This is a genomic window from Bradyrhizobium sp. MI1.4 (assembly GCF_055811315.1).
This window is the reverse complement of sequence record NZ_JBVVPP010000029.1, coordinates 63,423-79,313: the sequence shown is the minus strand read 5'-3', so window position 1 is coordinate 79,313 and position 15,891 is coordinate 63,423. Positions and strand designations below refer to the sequence as shown.

Here is a 15,891-nt window from a genome sequence, read left to right as displayed (position 1 = left end):
GGCTTCGCGTTGGCCTGCGGGGCGCTGTCCCAGCCGCCGTTCGGGGCCGCAACATTGACGGCGTCGTCGGGCTGCGGCGTAGTGGATGCCCCGGTCAAGCCGGGGCATGACGGCGGAGAAGGTGGCGGAATGCTCGGTTCGCTGCGAGCCGTGATCTGATCTCTCTAAGCCCATTCACCACGCCCGAAATTCCTGGTCCCGCCGGCCACCGAATTCCGCTATTGAAGGGCGCGGCAATCGTTCTGCCCTCCTGCGAGCATTCCGCGCAATCGATCCGTCTCGCGGGAAGCGTGGTCTCTCGATGCAGCTCTATCTCCCGATCGCCGATCTTCCGGTCAATGTCTTCCTCGTGCTAGCGATGGGCGCGGCGGTCGGCTTCGTCTCCGGCATGTTCGGGATCGGCGGCGGCTTCCTGATGACGCCGCTTTTGATCTTCATCGGCATCACGCCGGCGGTCGCGGTCGCCTCCGTCGCGAGCCACATCGCCGCCTCGTCCTTTTCCGGCGCGCTCGCCTATTGGCGGCGACGCGCGATCGACCCGGCGCTGGCAAGCGTGCTGTTATGCGGCGGCGTGACCGGGACGGCGCTGGGCGTGTGGACCTTCACGCAGCTGCGTGCGCTCGGCCAGCTCGATCTGATGATCGCACTGTCCTACGTCGTGCTGCTCACCACCGTCGGCAGCCTGATGTTCTCCGAAGGCCTGCGCGCCCTAATGCGGACCCGGCGCGGCGCGGTGCCGCCACGACGCACCCACAACTGGATCCATGGCCTGCCGCTGAAGATGCGGTTCAAGCGTTCCAAGATATACCTCTCGGTCATTCCGGTCGTGATCATCGGCGTCCTGATCGGCTTCATCGGCGCCATCATGGGCATCGGCGGCGGCTTCATCCTGGTGCCGATCATGATCTATCTGCTGCGGGTGCCGACCTCGACGGTGATCGGCACCTCGATGGTCCTAACGCTGGTCACGATGCTGTTTGCGACCCTGCTGCATGCGGTGACCAATCACCTCGTCGACGCGGTGCTGGCGCTGATCCTGATGGTCGGCGGTGTCACCGGCGCGCAGTTCGGCGCACGCGCCGGTCAGAAGATCCGCGGCGAGCAGCTGCGGCTGCTGCTCGGCCTCTTGATCCTCTCGGTCGGCGTTCGCTTCGCCATCGAGCTGGTGATCCGGCCCGAAGACCTCTTCACCATCCGCGAGATGGGGGTGAACGGATGATGCGCACAGCTCTCGCGGTCCTGCTCGTTCTGCTGCTCGGCTCCGTCGCACGCGCCGAGCGGCTGATCGTGTCGGTCTCCAACCATCGCGTCACGGTGACGCCGAATTATTCCGGCGAGGAGCTGGTGCTGTTCGGCTCGGTCGAGAAGGACGCCTCCACGCCCGCCGATCGCAAGAGCTACGATCTCGTCGTCACCGTGATGGGCCCGCGCGCCGAGATGGTGACGCGGCGCAAGGAGCGCACCTTCGGGATCTGGATCAACACCGACTACCGCCAGTTCCTGGAGGTGCCGAGCTATCTCGCGCTATTTGCCAACCGCTCCTTCGATGTCATCACCTCGCCCGAGATCGCGCGGCGCCAGCAGATCGGGCTTAACAACGTGCTGCTGACCCAGCGTGTCAGCGGCGACTATGCCGATGTGGTGCCGAACGACGTGTTCCGCTCCGCCTTCATCCGCCTGCGCACCCAGCGCGGTCTCTACCGCGAGGATCCGAGCGCGGTGACGTTCCTGACACCGACCCTGTTCCGCACCGGCATTCCACTGCCGGCGGAGGTGCCGATCGGCACCTATGAGGTGGAGATCAAGCTGTTTGCCGACGGCGCGTTCATCGGCAAGACCGAGACCGCGTTCGAGATCGTCAAGGTCGGCTTCGAGCAGTTCGTCGCGACCACGGCGCGGCAGAACGGCCTGATCTACGGGCTGGTTACGGCGGCGATGGCGCTGATGACGGGATGGATGGCCTCGATCGTGTTTCGGAAGGATTGAGGAGACTACGCTCTCTCCTCTCGTCGTCGCCCCGACTGTCATGCCCCGGCTTGACCGGGGCATCCAGTACGCCGCGGCCGTAATTGTGAGAGCGAGTCGCCTAACGCAGGCCTCTGGAATACTGGGTCGCCCGGTCAAGCCGGGGCATGACAGTCGGGGCTACGGCGCCTGCACCACCGTCGGCACGCCGGGCTCGAGCAATCGCAGCCGCGTCCCGAAGCCGAGCACGTCGAAGGTCTTGCGTAGATCCTCGCTGTTCTGGCGGAAATGCGCCCAACCCTCCGTATGAACCGGCACGATCATCGCATCGGGGAAGGCGCGCGCGGTCTCGATGGTGTCGTTGGTGTCCATGGTCAGATGGAACGGCCCGCGCGTTTGCGCGGCGCCGGCGAAAGGCATCACCACGCCGCATTTGAAACGGCGCGCGACCTCGGCGACGCCGTCGAACCAGGTGGTGTCGCCGCTGATGTAGACCGATGTGGTGTCGGTCCGGCTCGACGACACCACGAAGCCGATGACGTCGCCTGACAGCGGCTCGATGCCGGCCGGCCCGTGACGCGCCGGGGTCGCAGTAATCGTCAGCGAGTTGCCGTCACGATCTTTCAGATGCGCCGTGCCCCACGGCGCCAAACCTTCGACATGCCCGCCGAGGCGCTGCGCGCCGGCCTCGGTGGTCAGCACGCGCTTCACATGTTTGAGAAAGTCGCGGCCGGAATTGTCGAGATTGTCCGAATGCTGGTCGTGGCTGAGCAGCACGGCATCGATCGGGCCGATCGCATCGGCCTTGAGCGCAGGGCCGATCGTCTTCTCCAGCTTCACATGCGGCAGCTGATAGGCGGTGTGCGCGTCATCGAAGGTCGGATCGGTGAGCAAACGGAAGCCATCGATCTCGATCAGCGCAGTGGGACCGCCGATCAGGGTGATGGAAATGGGCATGATGGACTCCTCTTACGAGACGGATTTGGCGGGCCGCGTCACCAGATAGATGCCGAGTGCGACCGGGATGATTCCGAGCAGATCGCGCGCCTCGACATGTTCGCCGAGCACGAGATACGCAAACAGCATGCCGAGCGGCGGCATCAGGAAATGATAGGCACTGGCAGCCGTCGCGCCACACACTTTCAAGAAATGAAACCAGAGCCAGTACGCCAGGATCGAGCCGCCGAGCACGAGGAAGGCGAAGGCGCCGATCAGGCCCGGCGTGAAATCGATGGGATGAACATCGGCGAAGGTGAGCGCCACCGGCGTCAGCACGATGCCGGCGGCGAGATTCTGCACGCCATTGCCGATCCACAGCGAGCCCTTCGGCGCGAGCAGCTTGAACAAAATGGTGCCGGCGACGAGGGAGGCGAGCGAGGCCAGCGTGAACACGATGCCGTGCAGCGAGTCGGTGCCGACCGACAGGCGGTGCCAGACGATCAAGGTCACGCCGGTGATGCCGAGCAGGAGGCCGCTCGCCTTGCGCCAGGTCATGCCTTCGCCGAGCAGCAGCGCGGCGAGGCCCGCCGTGAACACCGGATTGGCCGACACGATCAGGCCGCCGAGGCCGGCGGAGACCGATTGCAGCCCGGTGTAGCCGAGGCCGAGATAGAGCGCGTTGTTGGCGACGCCGAGCACGGCAAAGATCGCGGCATCGCGCCAGGACAGCGACCAGTCGTCGCCGCGGACCAGCGTGGCACCGATGATCAAGATGCCGGCGAGCGAGAAGCGCGCGGCGAGCAGGATCAGCGGCGGGCAATGGGTCACGCCGATCTTGCCGGCGACGAAGGCGTAGCTCCAGAGCAGGCAGAACAGGCCGATCGCAAGCGGAAGCGTGTTGAAGCGGCTGCGGGGAACGGCAAGCGAGGGGGCGAGCGACATGAGGGACATTCTCCTGAGCCCTCGATCTAGGGAGCCGACTTGCCATTTGGAAATTAAATGATTAACTTACTGCCAGTGGATTTTCGAATGGAGGCGCCCATGCTCGATCTGGAGCTCCTGCGCAGCTTCGTCTCGGTGGTCGATGCCGGCGGCTTCACCCGCGCCGGCGAGCGCGTCCATCGGACGCAATCGACCGTCAGCCAGCAGATCAAGCGGCTGGAGGAGGATGTCGGCCAGGTTCTGCTGCATCGTGACGGGAAGGACGTGCGTCCAACCGAAGCCGGCGAACGATTGCTGTCCTATGCGCGGCGGTTGTTGTCGCTTGCGGAAGAGGCGCGCGACGTGCTGCGCCAGCCCGACGGCGAAGGCGCAATCCGGCTCGGCATCCCCGAGGACTTTGCGGCGTATCGGCTGGCGAAACTGCTCGGCGCGTTCTCGCGCTCGCATCCGGGCCTGCGGCTCGATGTGCGCGCCGACCAGAGCAAGAATCTCGCCCGCGACCTCGATCGCGGCGAGCTCGATCTCGCGCTGTTCAAGCGCGCGGCCGGTGAGAAAGGCGCGATTGCGGTGTGGCCGGAGCAGGTGCATTGGGTGACCAGCAAGAGCCATCCGATCCACGCCGATGTGGCCTCCGTGCCGTTGATCGGCTTTCCGCTCGGTTGCCTCTACCGCGCCGGCGCCATCCACGCGCTGGAAAGCGCGGGCCGCATTTGGCACATGTCCTATACGTCATCGAGCCTGGCCGGCATCCAGGCCGCCGTTGCGGCCGGCATGGGCTTGAGCATCCTGTCGGAGATGGCGATCCAGTCCGACCACCGCGTGCTGACCGCGAAGGACGGCTTTGCGCCGATCAACCGGACCGAAGTGGCGCTGATGGCCGCGCCGGGCGCAAGTCCCGCGACGTTGCGGCTGGCAGATCGGCTGGCGGAGTTCTGCGACGACGTGCAGGCGAAAGCGGCTTAGCTGCACCGTGACGCGGCGATCGCGTGGACGCGGCGGTCGCCGAGCAGGTGCGCGACAAAACCGTTCATTGGAAAGATCTTTGCAAACGCCACATCGCGGATGCTGAGGCCGCCGGCATAGGCGCCGAAGGCGGGCATCACGGCACGCTCGCCGTCACAGGCGAAACAGCGGCGCTCCATCGAGCGGCCGCGCGCGGAGACACGCGCCTTGGGATGCAGATGGCCGGCGATCTCGCCGCTCGCGCCCGTCGGCTCGTGGCGGAAGGTGATCGGACCGATCGCAACTTCGTCGGCGACGGTGCCGCCGAGATCACGCGGCAGCGCCGGATCGTGATTGCCTGAGATCCAGATCCAGTCGCGGCCAGCCTGCAAGGCGGCGACCGCGTCGCGATCCTCCGCCGACAGCCGTCCATGCGCCGTGCGATCGTGAAAACTGTCGCCGAGCGCGATGACGATTCGGGGATCATGGCGGGAGATGACAGCAGCGAGACGACTGAGCGTCGCGATGGTGTCGTAAGGCGGCAGCAGCACGCCGCGCATGGCGAAGCTGGAACCTTTTTCCAGATGCAGGTCGGAGACGACGAGCAGGCGCTGCTCTTCCCAGAATAGCGCGCCGGAGAGATCGGCCGCGAAGGTCACGCTGCTGATGCTGACATTCGAAACGCGCATGTCCTCGATATCCCCTGAAACCAGCGCGCCTGCCCCCACGTCAAAACCTGCTGTTATCCCATCGCCTCTTTGACGAGCTCGTCGGCGGCCTCCGCCAGGAGCTCGTCTCCAGCTTCGCCATAGACTGACTCGCGGCCGATTTCCAGCATCACGGGGACGGCGAGCGGGGAGACGTGGTCGAGTTCCCGATGCGTGATGCGGCCCCGGATGCGGGTGAGCATGTCGCTGAGGCGTCGCAGATCGAGCAGGCCAGTGGCGGCATCGGCACGGGCGGCGCGCAACAGCACGTGATCGGCCTGGTGCTTGCGCAGGACGTCGTAAACGAGATCGGTCGAGAACAGCACCTGACGGCGGCTCTTCTCCTCACCGGTGTGCCGCCGCGCAATCAGGCCGGAGATGATCGCGCAATTGCGGAACGTGCGCTTCATCAGCGCGGATTCGGCAAGCCACGCTTCGAGGTCGTCGCCGAGCATGTCGGGATCGAACAGCGCGTCGAGGTCGATCCTGCCGTCCCGGATCATGGAGGACATGTCGCCGAGCGCCCAGACCGCGATCGCATATTCATTGGCGACGAAACCGAGCGGCCGGGCGCGGGCGCGCTCCAGCCGGCGCGTCAAGAGCATGCCGAGCGTCTGATGCGCGAGACGGCCTTCGAAGGGATAGCAGACGACGTAATGCTTGTTGGCGCGGGGAAAACTCTCGACCAGCAGCTCGCGCACCGCCGGCACGCGCGAGACGTCCTTTTGCAGCGACAGCCAGTCGCGCACCTGCTCCGGCAAGGCGCCCCACGCGCGCCCGTCATCGAGCAGGCGGCGAACCCGTTCGGCAAGATAGGTCGAGAGCGGAAACTTGCCGCCCATATAGGACGGCACCTTCGGGTCCTTGTCGTTGGCGCGCGAGACATAGACCTGGTCTTCGACCAGGGTTTCGTAGCGCACCACCTCTCCTGAGAACACGAAGGTGTCGCCCGGGCTGAGACCCTCGATGAAGGCTTCCTCGATCTCGCCGAGCAGCCTGCCGCCGCGCGCGATCACGCCGGTCGACCCGCCTGCTTTTCCTTGACCTCCGCCGCGCGAGCGCACCAGCCGCACCTTGAGCATGTCGTCCTCGACGATGGTGCCGACATTCATCCGGTAGCTCTGCCGCACCCTGGGATTGGCGACGCGCCAGCGTCCCTCCTTGTCCTGCTTGATCCGCGCGAAACGCTCATAGGTCTTCAGCGCGTAGCCGCCGGAGGCGACGAAATCGACCACGTCGTCGAAGTCCTGCCGCGTGAGATCGGCGTAGGGCGCGGCGGTGCGGACCTCACCGTAAAGCTCGTCGGAGAAAAACGGCTCGCCGCAGGCGCAGCCGAGCACGTGCTGGGCCAGCACATCGAGCGCACCCAGGCGCAGCGGCGGCGTGTCCTGCGCATTCTCCGCGATGGCGTCGATCGCGACGCGGCACTCCAGCACCTCGAATCGGTTCGCGGGCACCAGCACCGCGCGCGAGGCTTCGTCGAGCCGGTGGTTGGCGCGGCCGATGCGCTGCATCAGGCGCGAGGAGCCCTTGGGCGCGCCGATATTGACGACGAGATCGACGTCGCCCCAGTCGACGCCGAGATCGAGCGAGGAGGTACAGACCACGCCGCGCAATCTGCCCGCTGACATGGCGTCCTCGACCTTGCGGCGCTGGGCGACGTCGAGCGAGCCGTGATGCAGCGCGATGGCAAGATTGTCGTCGTTCATGCTCCAGAGGTTCTGGAACAGCATCTCGGCCTGGCTGCGGGTATTGACGAAGACCAGCGTGGTCTTGTTCGCCTTGATCAGCTCGTAGATCTCGGGAAGCGCATGGCGCGCGCTGTGGCCGGCCCAGGGCAGGCGTTCGCGCGTGTCCATCATCTCGACCAGCGGCGGTGCGGCGCCGCCGGCAAGGACGATGTCGGCCGCCGCTTCCTTGCCGCCGGGCTGCGGCACCAGGAAGCGCGCCAGCGATTCAGGCTCGGCCACGGTCGCCGACAGGCCGATGGCGCGCATCTGCGGCGCCAATCGCCACAGCCGCGCGAGCCCAAGGGAGAGCAGATCACCGCGCTTGGACGTCACCAGCGCATGCAGCTCGTCGAGCACGATGCGCTTCAAGGAGGAAAACAGAAACGGCGCATCATCGGAGGACAGCAGCAGCGCAAGCTGCTCCGGCGTCGTCAGCAAAATGTCCGGCGGATAGCGCCGCTGCCGCTGCCGCCGCGACGTTGGGGTGTCGCCGGTGCGGGTCTCGATTTTGATCGGCAGCGCCATCTCGGCGACGGGACGCTCGAGGTTGCGCGCGATATCGACCGCGAGCGCCTTGAGCGGCGAGATGTAGAGCGTGTGCAGGCCGCCGGTGCGTTGCAGACTGCGGCCGGTGGAGATCACCGATTTCGCCGAAGCTTTGGGCGCGGAGCTCAGCTCCACCAGCGTCGGCAGGAATCCCGCCAGCGTCTTGCCGGCGCCGGTGGGCGCGATCAGCAATGCGGATCGGTCCTCGCGCGCCTTTTCCAGCAGCGCCAATTGATGCGCGCGCGGCGACCAGCCGCGGGCCGCGAACCACGCCTTGAAGCGGTCGGGCAACAGCGCGGCAGGCTCGGCCGGGATTTTGCGGATGCGGGGCGGCACGGCATCACAGGTAAGCCGTGGGGACGGGTTCGTCGAGGGGGTGGGCAGGACGCGCCGACAGGCGTCATGGCCGGGCTTGTCCCGGGCATGACGAGCGTGAAGCTACCGCCCATTCAACGCTCCACGCATTCGCGGAGAGCCCCTACTCCGACATCGGCTTGTCGGAGATGTCCCAGTCCTTGCCGGTGAAGGTGGAGATGAAGAGCGTCTTCATCGGCGTGTAATCGTCAGGCGTGTAGTCGTAGGTGACGCCGTCGAGGAAATAAGGCGAGTGGAAGCCTTTGAGGTTGGAAGCCTGCTTCAGCACGTTGGCGCGGGTGAGCTCGTCGCCGCAGCGGCGCAGGATCTCGCCCATGGTGACGGCCTGGCCGTAGCCGGCGAAGGCGATGGTGTTGTCTTGATCGATCGCCGGCGTGTACTTCTTGCGCAGCTCCTCGAACGCCATGACGTCGGGGTCCTTCTCCCATTTGGGCAGGCCGACTTCCTTGTTGTAGCGGATGGCGACGATGCCGGCGGCGTTCTCGAGGCCCGCGGCATTGAGGATGGAGCGGCCGGTCGAGCCGGCCGACAGCAGCTGCAGCGGCTTCCAGCCGAGTTCGGCTACTTTCCGGATCGACTGCGACGAGGCCTTGCCGGTGGAGATGTTGTAGAAGACGTCCGCACCCGACTTCGAGAGGTTGATGAGCTGGGAATCGACCGTCGGATCGGTCAGATCGTAGGTCTGCTCCATGATCACCTTGGCGGTGCCGCCGGCGTCTTCCAGAACCTTCTTGAAGGGGCCGAGGAAGTCGCGGCCGAAATCGTCGTTCTGGTACAGGATGCCGACCTTCGCGTTCGGCTTCACGCTGACGACGTGCCGCGCCAGGATCCGCGCCTCGGTCGGATAGAGCGGCAAGCCCGCCATCGTCCATTTGAACTCTTTCGGGTTATTCCACTTCGACGCGCCGGTGTTGAGCAGCAACTGCGGCACGCCCTTCGAGTTGAGGTATTTGTGCACGGCGGTCTGCGGCGCGGTGCCGAGCGAGCCGTAGAGCGCGAGCACCTCCTCCTGCTCGACCAGGCGCCGCGTCGCCTCGACGCATTTCGGCGCGCTGTAGGCATCATCCATGGTGAGGAATTTGACCTTGCGTCCGTTGATGCCGCCCTTTTCGTTCAGCATCTGGAAATAGGCCTCGCCGACGCGCCCGAGCACGCCGTAGAGCGAGCCGGGGCCGGAATGCGGCACGGTCTGCCCGATCTTGATCTCGGTGTCGCTGGCGCCGGAATCGTATTTCTTCTCCGCGGCCCAGACATAGGGCGCGGGCAAGGTGGAGGCCGCGATGGTCGCGAGCGCGGCGGCGCTGAAATCGCGCCGCGATGGATTCCTGGTCATTGTTTGTTTCTCCCTGGTGCGCGCATTGTGCTGGCATCGCCGCACGGCTCGCAAGTGGGAAGTCGCGGCTTTGCGACGCAATGACGCTTAAAGCGCCGCTTATAGCGCCTAAACTCAAGTTTTCTCGGCGACCACGACGAGGCCGCCCACCGGTTCGTTGTTCTCGGTGCGTGGGGAGGCCTGCTCCAATGTGAGGAGCTTGAGGCCGGCCTTCGCCATCGCATCGCGCACATATTCCGCCGAATGGGCATAGCGCAGGCCTTCGCCGAGAACGATGCCGCTGCCGTCATGGGTCTCCAGCGTGAACGCAAGCACGCCGCCGGGCGCGAGCACGCGCCTGGCTTCGCCGAGCACCGGTGCGAGATCGGGGAGATAGACGAACGCATCGGCAGCGACGACGAGGTTTGCGCTCGCCTCGCTCCTGCTGCGCAGGCCTTCGATCATGTCGGCGACTTCGAGCTCGGCATAGAGGCCGGTGGCTCGCGCCTCCTTGACCATGCCGGGCGACAGATCGATGCCGATGAACTGGTCGACCTGTTTGGCGAAGGCGGCGGCCGCGAGCCCCGTACCGCAGCCGAGATCGATGGCGCGCTTGAACAGGGCGGGCTTCTTCGCGGCGACGCGGGCAGCCACCACCGCCTTGAAGATCAGCGACGGCGCGCGATAGCCGAGATCGTTGATCAGCACGTGCTCGAAGCGCGGGGCGTATTGATCGAACAAGGCCTGCACATAGGCCTTGGGCATCTCGGACAATTGCGCATCGCCGAGGCGTATCAGATGCAGATGAGCGCCATGCTGATCGCTCGGGTCGGACTCGCGCGATTTGCGAAAGGCCGCAATGGCCTTGTCGCGCTCGCCGAGTTGCGCGCGGATTTCGCCGAGCGTGAACCAGGCCGAGGTGAAATTCGGCGCAATCTCGATGGTCTGCTCCAGCAGGTCGGCGGCGGCCGCCAGATCGCCCTTGAGCTGGAGGTCGCGCGCGAACTCGAAGCGGCGGTCGGCCATGAGATCGCCGGAGGTCAGGAACAAGCGCAGGGGCATTGTGGGAACCAGGGAACGAAGCGGTGATGACTCGAAGATGCGGGGTCGCGACCTATATAACAGGCATGCGTCCGCAAGACATCCTGCTGCCAGTTGCCGCCGGCCTATGCTGTAAGCCGGGCGGCTTCCATATCGACCCCGTCCGGCCGGTCGAGCGGGCCGTGATCACCCACGGCCATTCCGACCATGCCCGCGCCGGCCACGGCGCGGTGCTGGCGACGCAGGAAACGCTGGACATGATGCGGCTGCGCTATGGCGAGAATTTTGCCGGCTCCACCCAAGCAATCCACTATGGCGAGGAGATCCGGCTCGGCGACGTCAGCGCGAAGTTTCACCCGGCCGGCCATGTGCTCGGTTCGGCGCAGGTCGCGGTCACCTGCAAGGACACCTGCATCGTCGCCTCCGGCGACTACAAGGATGCGCCCGACCCGACCTGCACGCCGTTCGAGCTCGTACGCTGCGACGTCTTCATCACCGAGGCAACGTTCGGCCTGCCGGTGTTTCGCCATGGCGATGCGGCCGACGAGGTCAAGAAGCTGCTGGCGTCGGTGGCGCTATTTCCGGAGCGCGCGCATCTCGTCGGCGCCTATTCGCTTGGCAAGGCGCAGCGCGTGATCGCTCTGCTGCGCCAAGCGGGTTACGACGCGCCGATCTATCTGCATGGCGCGATGGAGAAGATCACGCATTACTATCAGAGCCGCGGAATCGAGCTCGGCGAGTTGCGGCCGGCGAAGGGCGTCAAGAAGGCGGCGCTCGCCGGCACCATCACGCTGGCGCCGCCCTCTGCAACATCCGATCTCTGGACCCGCCGGTTTCCCGATCCCGTCACGGCATTCGCCTCTGGCTGGATGCGGGTGCGCGCCCGCGCGCGGCAACGCGGCATCGAGCTGCCGCTGGTGATCTCGGATCACGCCGATTGGGACGGCCTCACCGCCACGATCGCCGCGACCGGTGCCGGCGAGATCTGGGTTACCCATGGCCAGGAAGACGCGCTGGTGCATTGGTGCCAAAGCAAGGGTTTGCGGTCGCGGCCGCTCGATCTCGTCGGCTATGGCGACGAGGAGGAGACCGAGACGCCGCTCGCTGACGAGGCCGAAGCATGAACCGCTTCGCCGAACTTCTCGACCGCCTCGCCTACGAACCCGGCCGCAACAACAAGCTGCGGCTGATCACGAGTTATTTTCGCGAGGTCGCCGATCCCGATCGCGGCTACGCGCTGGCCGCGCTGACCGGTGCGCTGAGTTTCAAGCACGCAAAACCTTCTCTGCTGCGCGATCTTATCGCCCAGCGAACTGACCCGGTCTTGTTCGGCCTATCCTGGGACTATGTAGGCGATCTCTCCGAGACAATCGCGCTGATGTGGCCGAAGGCCGTGGGTGTCCACAACAACCCACCTCCCCCAACCCTCACCGAGGTCGTCACCACCCTGCGCACCCTCGGCAAGACCGAGCTGCCGAAGCAGCTCGAGCGCTGGCTCGACGAATTGGATGAGACCGGCCGCTGGGCGCTGTTGAAGCTCGTCACCGGCGCGTTGCGCATCGGCATCTCCGCGCGCCTGGCAAAGACCGCGGCCGCCGCGCTCGGCGACAAGGACCCGCATGAGGTCGAGCTGATCTGGCCCGGTCTCGCGCCGCCTTATCTCGACCTGTTCGCCTGGCTGGAAGGCCGCGGCGACAAGCCAGTCAATCGCGATCCCGCGCCGTTCCGTCCTGTCATGCTGGCGCATGCGATCGAGGACACCGATTTCGCTGCACTCGATCCCGCCGACTACATCGCCGAATGGAAATGGGACGGCATCCGCGTGCAGGCGGTGGCCGGCCGCGACGAGCACGGCCACATCACCGCTCGGCTCTATTCGCGCACCGGCGAGGACATCACCGGGAGCTTTCCGGACCTCGTGCCGTCGCTGCGGCTGCCCGGTGCCATCGACGGCGAGCTTCTGATCCTGCGCGAAGGGCGCGTGCAAAGTTTCAATGTTCTGCAGCAGCGGCTCAACCGCAAGGTCGTGTCTCCGAAGCTGATCAAGGAATTTCCGATTCATCTGCGCGCCTACGATCTGCTCGGCGACGACGAGAACGATTTGCGCGAGCTGCCTTTCGCGGAGCGGCGCGAACGGCTGGAGACCTTCATCGGTAAGCTCGACGATCCCCGCATCGATCTGTCGCCCACCGTCGCCTTCGCAAGCTGGGAGGCGCTGACCGCAGCACGCACCGATCCCGCCAGCGCTGGTGCGGGCGAGGACGCGGACGCCGTCGAAGGCGTGATGCTGAAGCGGCGCGACGCACCCTATCTGCCGGGGCGGCCGAAGGGACAATGGTGGAAATGGAAGCGCGATCCGCACATCATCGACGCCGTGCTGATGTATGCGCAGCGCGGCCACGGCAAGCGCTCGTCCTACTATTCCGACTACACCTTCGGCGTTTGGACCGCAGGGCCGGGCAGTGACGAACTGGTGCCGGTCGGAAAAGCCTATTTCGGCTTCACGGACGAGGAGCTGCTCCAGATCGACCGCTTCGTGCGTCGCAATACCACCGAAAAATTCGGCCCCGTCCGCCACGTCGTGCACGAGCCAGACAAGGGGCTGGTGCTGGAGGTCGCCTTCGAGGGGCTGCAGCGCTCACCACGGCACAAATCCGGCGTCGCGATGCGCTTTCCCCGCATCAGCCGGCTGCGCTGGGACAAGCCGCCGCGGGAGGCCGACCGGCTGGAAACGCTGGAAAAGATGCTGAAAGCGGAGGCGGCCGAGGTTGAGGCTTAAGAAGCCCCGGGCGTGTGCTTGCCCGAATTAAAATCCCGTAAGCCGATTGACGCCCCCTCACAGGTTCCCCATGTCCCCGCCTTGCCCTATGATAGGTCGAATCCCCTGAGGAGTTTGAGATGGCCCACGACGTCAGAGATTTGCCGGCCGGCCGCAGTGACGGCCTGCACCGCTTTCTCGGCGGCTCGCCGCTGGCGGTCGCGTTTCGCCTGGTGCTGCTCTCGATCCTCGTCGGCGTCGTGCTGGCGGCGATCGGCTTCGACCCCTGGAATATCATCTTAAGCATTCGTCTTCTGTTCCAGCGTTTGTGGGATCTCGGCTTCGATACCGTGAACTGGCTGTGGCGCTACTTCCTGCTCGGCGCTGTCATCGTGATTCCGATCTGGCTGCTGATGCGCGTTTTCGGCGCGCCACGCAGGTAAAGGATTTGGAGCTGGCGGCCGATGCAATTGCGCTTTGTCGGCTGCGGCGACGCCTTCGGATCCGGCGGCAGGCTCAATACCTGCTTCCACGTCTCGGGGCGCGAAGCCAACTTCCTGATCGATTGCGGCGCGTCGGCTTTGCCGGCACTGAAGCGGCTGGAGATCGACCGCAATGAGATCGATCTCATCCTGATCACGCATTTCCACGGCGACCATTTTGCCGGGCTGCCGTTTGTCCTGCTCGACGCACAATTCTCGCGGCGGGCGCGGTCGCTCACGATCGCCGGCCCCAAAGGCATCGAGACGCGGCTGCGTGAGGTGATGGAGGGTCTGTTCGAGCACTCCTCGAAGACGAAACAGCGCTTCGAGCTGTCCGTCGTCGAGCTCGCGCCCGAGCAGAGCCAAAGCTTCGGCGCGGTGACGGTGACGCCCTATCCCGTCGTGCACGGCGAATCCGGTGGACCGTTCCTCGCTTATCGCGTCGAAGCCGAGGGTCGCACGCTGGCCTACAGCGCCGATACTGAATGGACGGAGACGCTCATTCCGCTGGCGCATGGCGCCGACCTTTTCATCGCCGAAGCCTATATGTACGAGAAGGTGGTCAAGAATCACCTCAGCCTGACGACCTTGGAACAGCACCTTCCCGAAATCGGCGCAAAACGCCTCGTGCTCACCCATATGAGCGAAGACGTGCTGTCGCGCCTCGACGACATCGCCCATCTCGCCGCCGAAGACAGCATGGTGCTCGTGTTCTGACATGCACGCACCCGTTCACTTGAAGATCGGTTCCCGTCAGGTCTTCGCCATCGCAGGCCCGGCGATGGTCGCCAACCTCACCACGCCACTGATCGGCGTGGTCTCGACCACCGCGATCGGACGGCTGGACGACGCCGCGCTGCTCGGCGGCGTCGCCATCGCGTCCGTCATCTTCGATTGCCTGTTCTGGCTGTTCGGTTTCCTGCGCATGAGCACGCTCGCCTTCACGGCGCAGGCGCTCGGCGCCGGCGAGACGCGCGAGCTGACCGCGATCCTGGTGCGCGGCTTCATCGTCGCCGGCTTGATCGGCGTAGCACTGATCGCGCTGCAACTGCCGCTGGCCATCGTGCTGTTCGACCTGATGGGCGGCAGCGAAGGCGTCACGCGCGCGGCGAAAACCTACTTCGTGATCCGGATCTGGTCGGCGCCGCTGGCGCTCGTCAATTATGTCATCCTGGGCTGGCTGGTCGGCCAGGCTCGCGCCAACCCGGCGCTCGCGCTCCAAATCGTCATCAATCTCGTCAACGCGGCGGCGACGATCCTGCTGGTGCTGGTCTACGACACCGGCATCGCAGGTGCTGCGATCGCAGCGCTGCTGTCTGAAGCGGCCGGATTCGGCCTCGGCATGATCGTCTGCCGCCGCTATGCGGACGGTGGGTTCGCGGTGCCGTACGCAGAGCTGTTCGACCGGGCCAAGCTGATGCGGCTGCTGGCCGTGAATTCCGACATCCTGATCCGTACCGCGGCGCTGATCGCCGTGTTCTTGTTCTTCACCGCCAAGGGCGCGCGGGCCGGCGACGTCACGCTGGCCGCGAATTCCGTGCTCAACAATTTTCTGCTGGTCAGCGCCTTCTTTCTCGATGGTCTAGCGAACGCAGCCCAGCAGCTTTGCGGCCGTACGCTCGGCGCACGCGACGCCAGGGGATTTGCTGATTCGACCCGGCTGGTGCTGCTATGGGGGCTCGGCTTCGCGCTGGTCGTGTCCGCGCTATTCGCGGTGTTCGGGCCGAACTTAATCGATTTCATGACGGCGAGCGAAAGCGTCCGTCGCGGCGCGCGGGAATTCCTGCCGTTCGTCGTGCTCGCGCCGATTCCCGGCGTGTTCGCCTTCGGCTTCGACGGCATCTATATCGGCGCGACCTGGGCGCGTGAGATGCGCAATCTGATGCTGGCCTCGCTCGCGATCTTCCTCGCCACATGGTGGGCGCTGCAATCGTTCGGCAATGCCGGGCTGTGGAGCGCGCTGATCGCCTCCTACGTCTCGCGCGGCGGATTGCAGGCCGCGCGCTATCCGGCGCTGTACAGGAAGACGTTTTCGAGGTCGTAGCTCTCGTGTCCCGGACACGCTGCAGGGTGAAACGCTGCTGCGCGGAGCCGGGACCCAAAATGCCGCGAGCGTGGGCCCCGGTTCAGCAGCGCATCACTAACGTGCTGC

The 15,891-nt window shown here is 65.6% G+C and carries 14 protein-coding genes; 8 read left to right on the top strand and 6 right to left on the bottom strand.

Annotated elements, in window-relative coordinates:
• Positions 1–301 precede the first annotated feature (301 nt).
• Positions 302–1,219 carry a sulfite exporter TauE/SafE family protein gene (locus AC0L23_RS26150; protein WP_085357781.1) on the top strand — a complete coding sequence of 306 codons (918 nt, stop codon included), beginning with the start codon at positions 302–304 and terminating at the stop codon, positions 1,217–1,219.
• Complete coding sequence (locus AC0L23_RS26145) at positions 1,216–1,986, top strand: TIGR02186 family protein (protein WP_018460023.1); 771 nt, start codon at positions 1,216–1,218, stop codon at positions 1,984–1,986. Before AC0L23_RS26150 ends, AC0L23_RS26145 begins: the two co-directional genes overlap by 4 nt.
• A 159-nt stretch (positions 1,987–2,145) precedes the next feature.
• Here AC0L23_RS26145 and AC0L23_RS26140 read toward each other — a convergent pair whose 3' ends face one another.
• Both AC0L23_RS26140 and AC0L23_RS26135 read right to left on the bottom strand, forming a co-directional pair.
• Positions 2,146–2,922, bottom strand: a complete 777-nt coding sequence (locus AC0L23_RS26140) for an MBL fold metallo-hydrolase (protein ID WP_018460024.1) — start codon at positions 2,920–2,922, stop codon at positions 2,146–2,148.
• Between the two features lie 12 nt (positions 2,923–2,934).
• Positions 2,935–3,846 (bottom strand): DMT family transporter, encoded by a 912-nt coding sequence (locus AC0L23_RS26135; RefSeq protein ID WP_085357779.1) that lies wholly within the window; start codon positions 3,844–3,846, stop codon positions 2,935–2,937.
• 99 nt (positions 3,847–3,945) lie between these two features.
• Between AC0L23_RS26135 and AC0L23_RS26130 the strand changes: the two genes are divergently transcribed.
• Positions 3,946–4,809, top strand: a complete 864-nt coding sequence (locus AC0L23_RS26130; protein ID WP_085384958.1) for a LysR family transcriptional regulator — start codon at positions 3,946–3,948, stop codon at positions 4,807–4,809.
• On the opposite strand, the gene pdeM is transcribed toward AC0L23_RS26130, so the two are convergent.
• The 4 genes from pdeM to AC0L23_RS26110 form a co-directional block, all read right to left on the bottom strand.
• Positions 4,806–5,477 carry a ligase-associated DNA damage response endonuclease PdeM gene (pdeM, locus tag AC0L23_RS26125; RefSeq protein ID WP_018460027.1) on the bottom strand — a complete coding sequence of 224 codons (672 nt, stop codon included), beginning with the start codon at positions 5,475–5,477 and terminating at the stop codon, positions 4,806–4,808. The two genes, AC0L23_RS26130 and pdeM, sit on opposite strands and share 4 nt — an antisense overlap.
• Before the next feature lie 53 nt (positions 5,478–5,530).
• On the bottom strand, positions 5,531–8,107 hold the full coding sequence (locus AC0L23_RS26120) for a ligase-associated DNA damage response DEXH box helicase (RefSeq protein ID WP_085357775.1): 2,577 nt from the start codon (positions 8,105–8,107) through the stop codon (positions 5,531–5,533).
• A 142-nt stretch (positions 8,108–8,249) separates the two neighbouring features.
• The gene (locus AC0L23_RS26115; RefSeq protein WP_085384950.1) at positions 8,250–9,479 is read right to left on the bottom strand and encodes an ABC transporter substrate-binding protein; all 1,230 of its coding nucleotides are present in this window, start codon (positions 9,477–9,479) and stop codon (positions 8,250–8,252) included.
• A 114-nt stretch (positions 9,480–9,593) separates the two neighbouring features.
• Entirely contained in the window at positions 9,594–10,520 is a 927-nt protein-coding gene (locus tag AC0L23_RS26110; RefSeq protein WP_018460030.1) for a methyltransferase domain-containing protein, read from the bottom strand.
• A gap of 65 nt (positions 10,521–10,585) precedes the next feature.
• Here AC0L23_RS26110 and AC0L23_RS26105 point away from each other — a divergent pair, with 65 nt between their 5' ends.
• The 5 genes from AC0L23_RS26105 to AC0L23_RS26085 all read left to right on the top strand — a co-directional run bounded on the left by AC0L23_RS26105 (position 10,586) and on the right by AC0L23_RS26085 (position 15,783).
• Positions 10,586–11,623 (top strand): ligase-associated DNA damage response exonuclease, encoded by a 1,038-nt coding sequence (locus AC0L23_RS26105; protein ID WP_018460031.1) that lies wholly within the window; start codon positions 10,586–10,588, stop codon positions 11,621–11,623.
• Positions 11,620–13,278 (top strand): ATP-dependent DNA ligase, encoded by a 1,659-nt coding sequence (locus AC0L23_RS26100; RefSeq protein WP_473357513.1) that lies wholly within the window; start codon positions 11,620–11,622, stop codon positions 13,276–13,278. The genes AC0L23_RS26105 and AC0L23_RS26100 overlap by 4 nt, the downstream gene beginning before the upstream one ends.
• 119 nt (positions 13,279–13,397) lie before the next feature.
• Entirely contained in the window at positions 13,398–13,700 is a 303-nt protein-coding gene (locus tag AC0L23_RS26095) for a DUF6460 domain-containing protein (RefSeq protein WP_018460033.1), read from the top strand.
• A 21-nt stretch (positions 13,701–13,721) separates the two neighbouring features.
• A complete protein-coding gene (locus AC0L23_RS26090; RefSeq protein ID WP_085384948.1) occupies positions 13,722–14,456 on the top strand; it encodes an MBL fold metallo-hydrolase in 735 nt (244 codons plus the stop codon).
• Position 14,457: 1 nt separating this feature from the next.
• The gene (locus tag AC0L23_RS26085; RefSeq protein ID WP_085358622.1) at positions 14,458–15,783 is read left to right on the top strand and encodes an MATE family efflux transporter; all 1,326 of its coding nucleotides are present in this window, start codon (positions 14,458–14,460) and stop codon (positions 15,781–15,783) included.
• The last annotated feature ends 108 nt before the right edge of the window (positions 15,784–15,891 follow it).

Coding starts and splice junctions, on each gene's coding strand:
- AC0L23_RS26150 (WP_085357781.1), top strand. CDS start 302: ATGCAGCTCTATCTCCCGATCGCCGATCTTCCGGTCAATGTCTTCCTC.
- AC0L23_RS26145 (WP_018460023.1), top strand. CDS start 1,216: ATGATGCGCACAGCTCTCGCGGTCCTGCTCGTTCTGCTGCTCGGCTCC.
- AC0L23_RS26140 (WP_018460024.1), bottom strand. CDS start 2,922: ATGCCCATTTCCATCACCCTGATCGGCGGTCCCACTGCGCTGATCGAG.
- AC0L23_RS26135 (WP_085357779.1), bottom strand. CDS start 3,846: ATGTCGCTCGCCCCCTCGCTTGCCGTTCCCCGCAGCCGCTTCAACACG.
- AC0L23_RS26130 (WP_085384958.1), top strand. CDS start 3,946: ATGCTCGATCTGGAGCTCCTGCGCAGCTTCGTCTCGGTGGTCGATGCC.
- pdeM (WP_018460027.1), bottom strand. CDS start 5,477: ATGCGCGTTTCGAATGTCAGCATCAGCAGCGTGACCTTCGCGGCCGAT.
- AC0L23_RS26115 (WP_085384950.1), bottom strand. CDS start 9,479: ATGACCAGGAATCCATCGCGGCGCGATTTCAGCGCCGCCGCGCTCGCG.
- AC0L23_RS26110 (WP_018460030.1), bottom strand. CDS start 10,520: ATGCCCCTGCGCTTGTTCCTGACCTCCGGCGATCTCATGGCCGACCGC.
- AC0L23_RS26105 (WP_018460031.1), top strand. CDS start 10,586: ATGCGTCCGCAAGACATCCTGCTGCCAGTTGCCGCCGGCCTATGCTGT.
- AC0L23_RS26100 (WP_473357513.1), top strand. CDS start 11,620: ATGAACCGCTTCGCCGAACTTCTCGACCGCCTCGCCTACGAACCCGGC.
- AC0L23_RS26095 (WP_018460033.1), top strand. CDS start 13,398: ATGGCCCACGACGTCAGAGATTTGCCGGCCGGCCGCAGTGACGGCCTG.
- AC0L23_RS26090 (WP_085384948.1), top strand. CDS start 13,722: ATGCAATTGCGCTTTGTCGGCTGCGGCGACGCCTTCGGATCCGGCGGC.
- AC0L23_RS26085 (WP_085358622.1), top strand. CDS start 14,458: ATGCACGCACCCGTTCACTTGAAGATCGGTTCCCGTCAGGTCTTCGCC.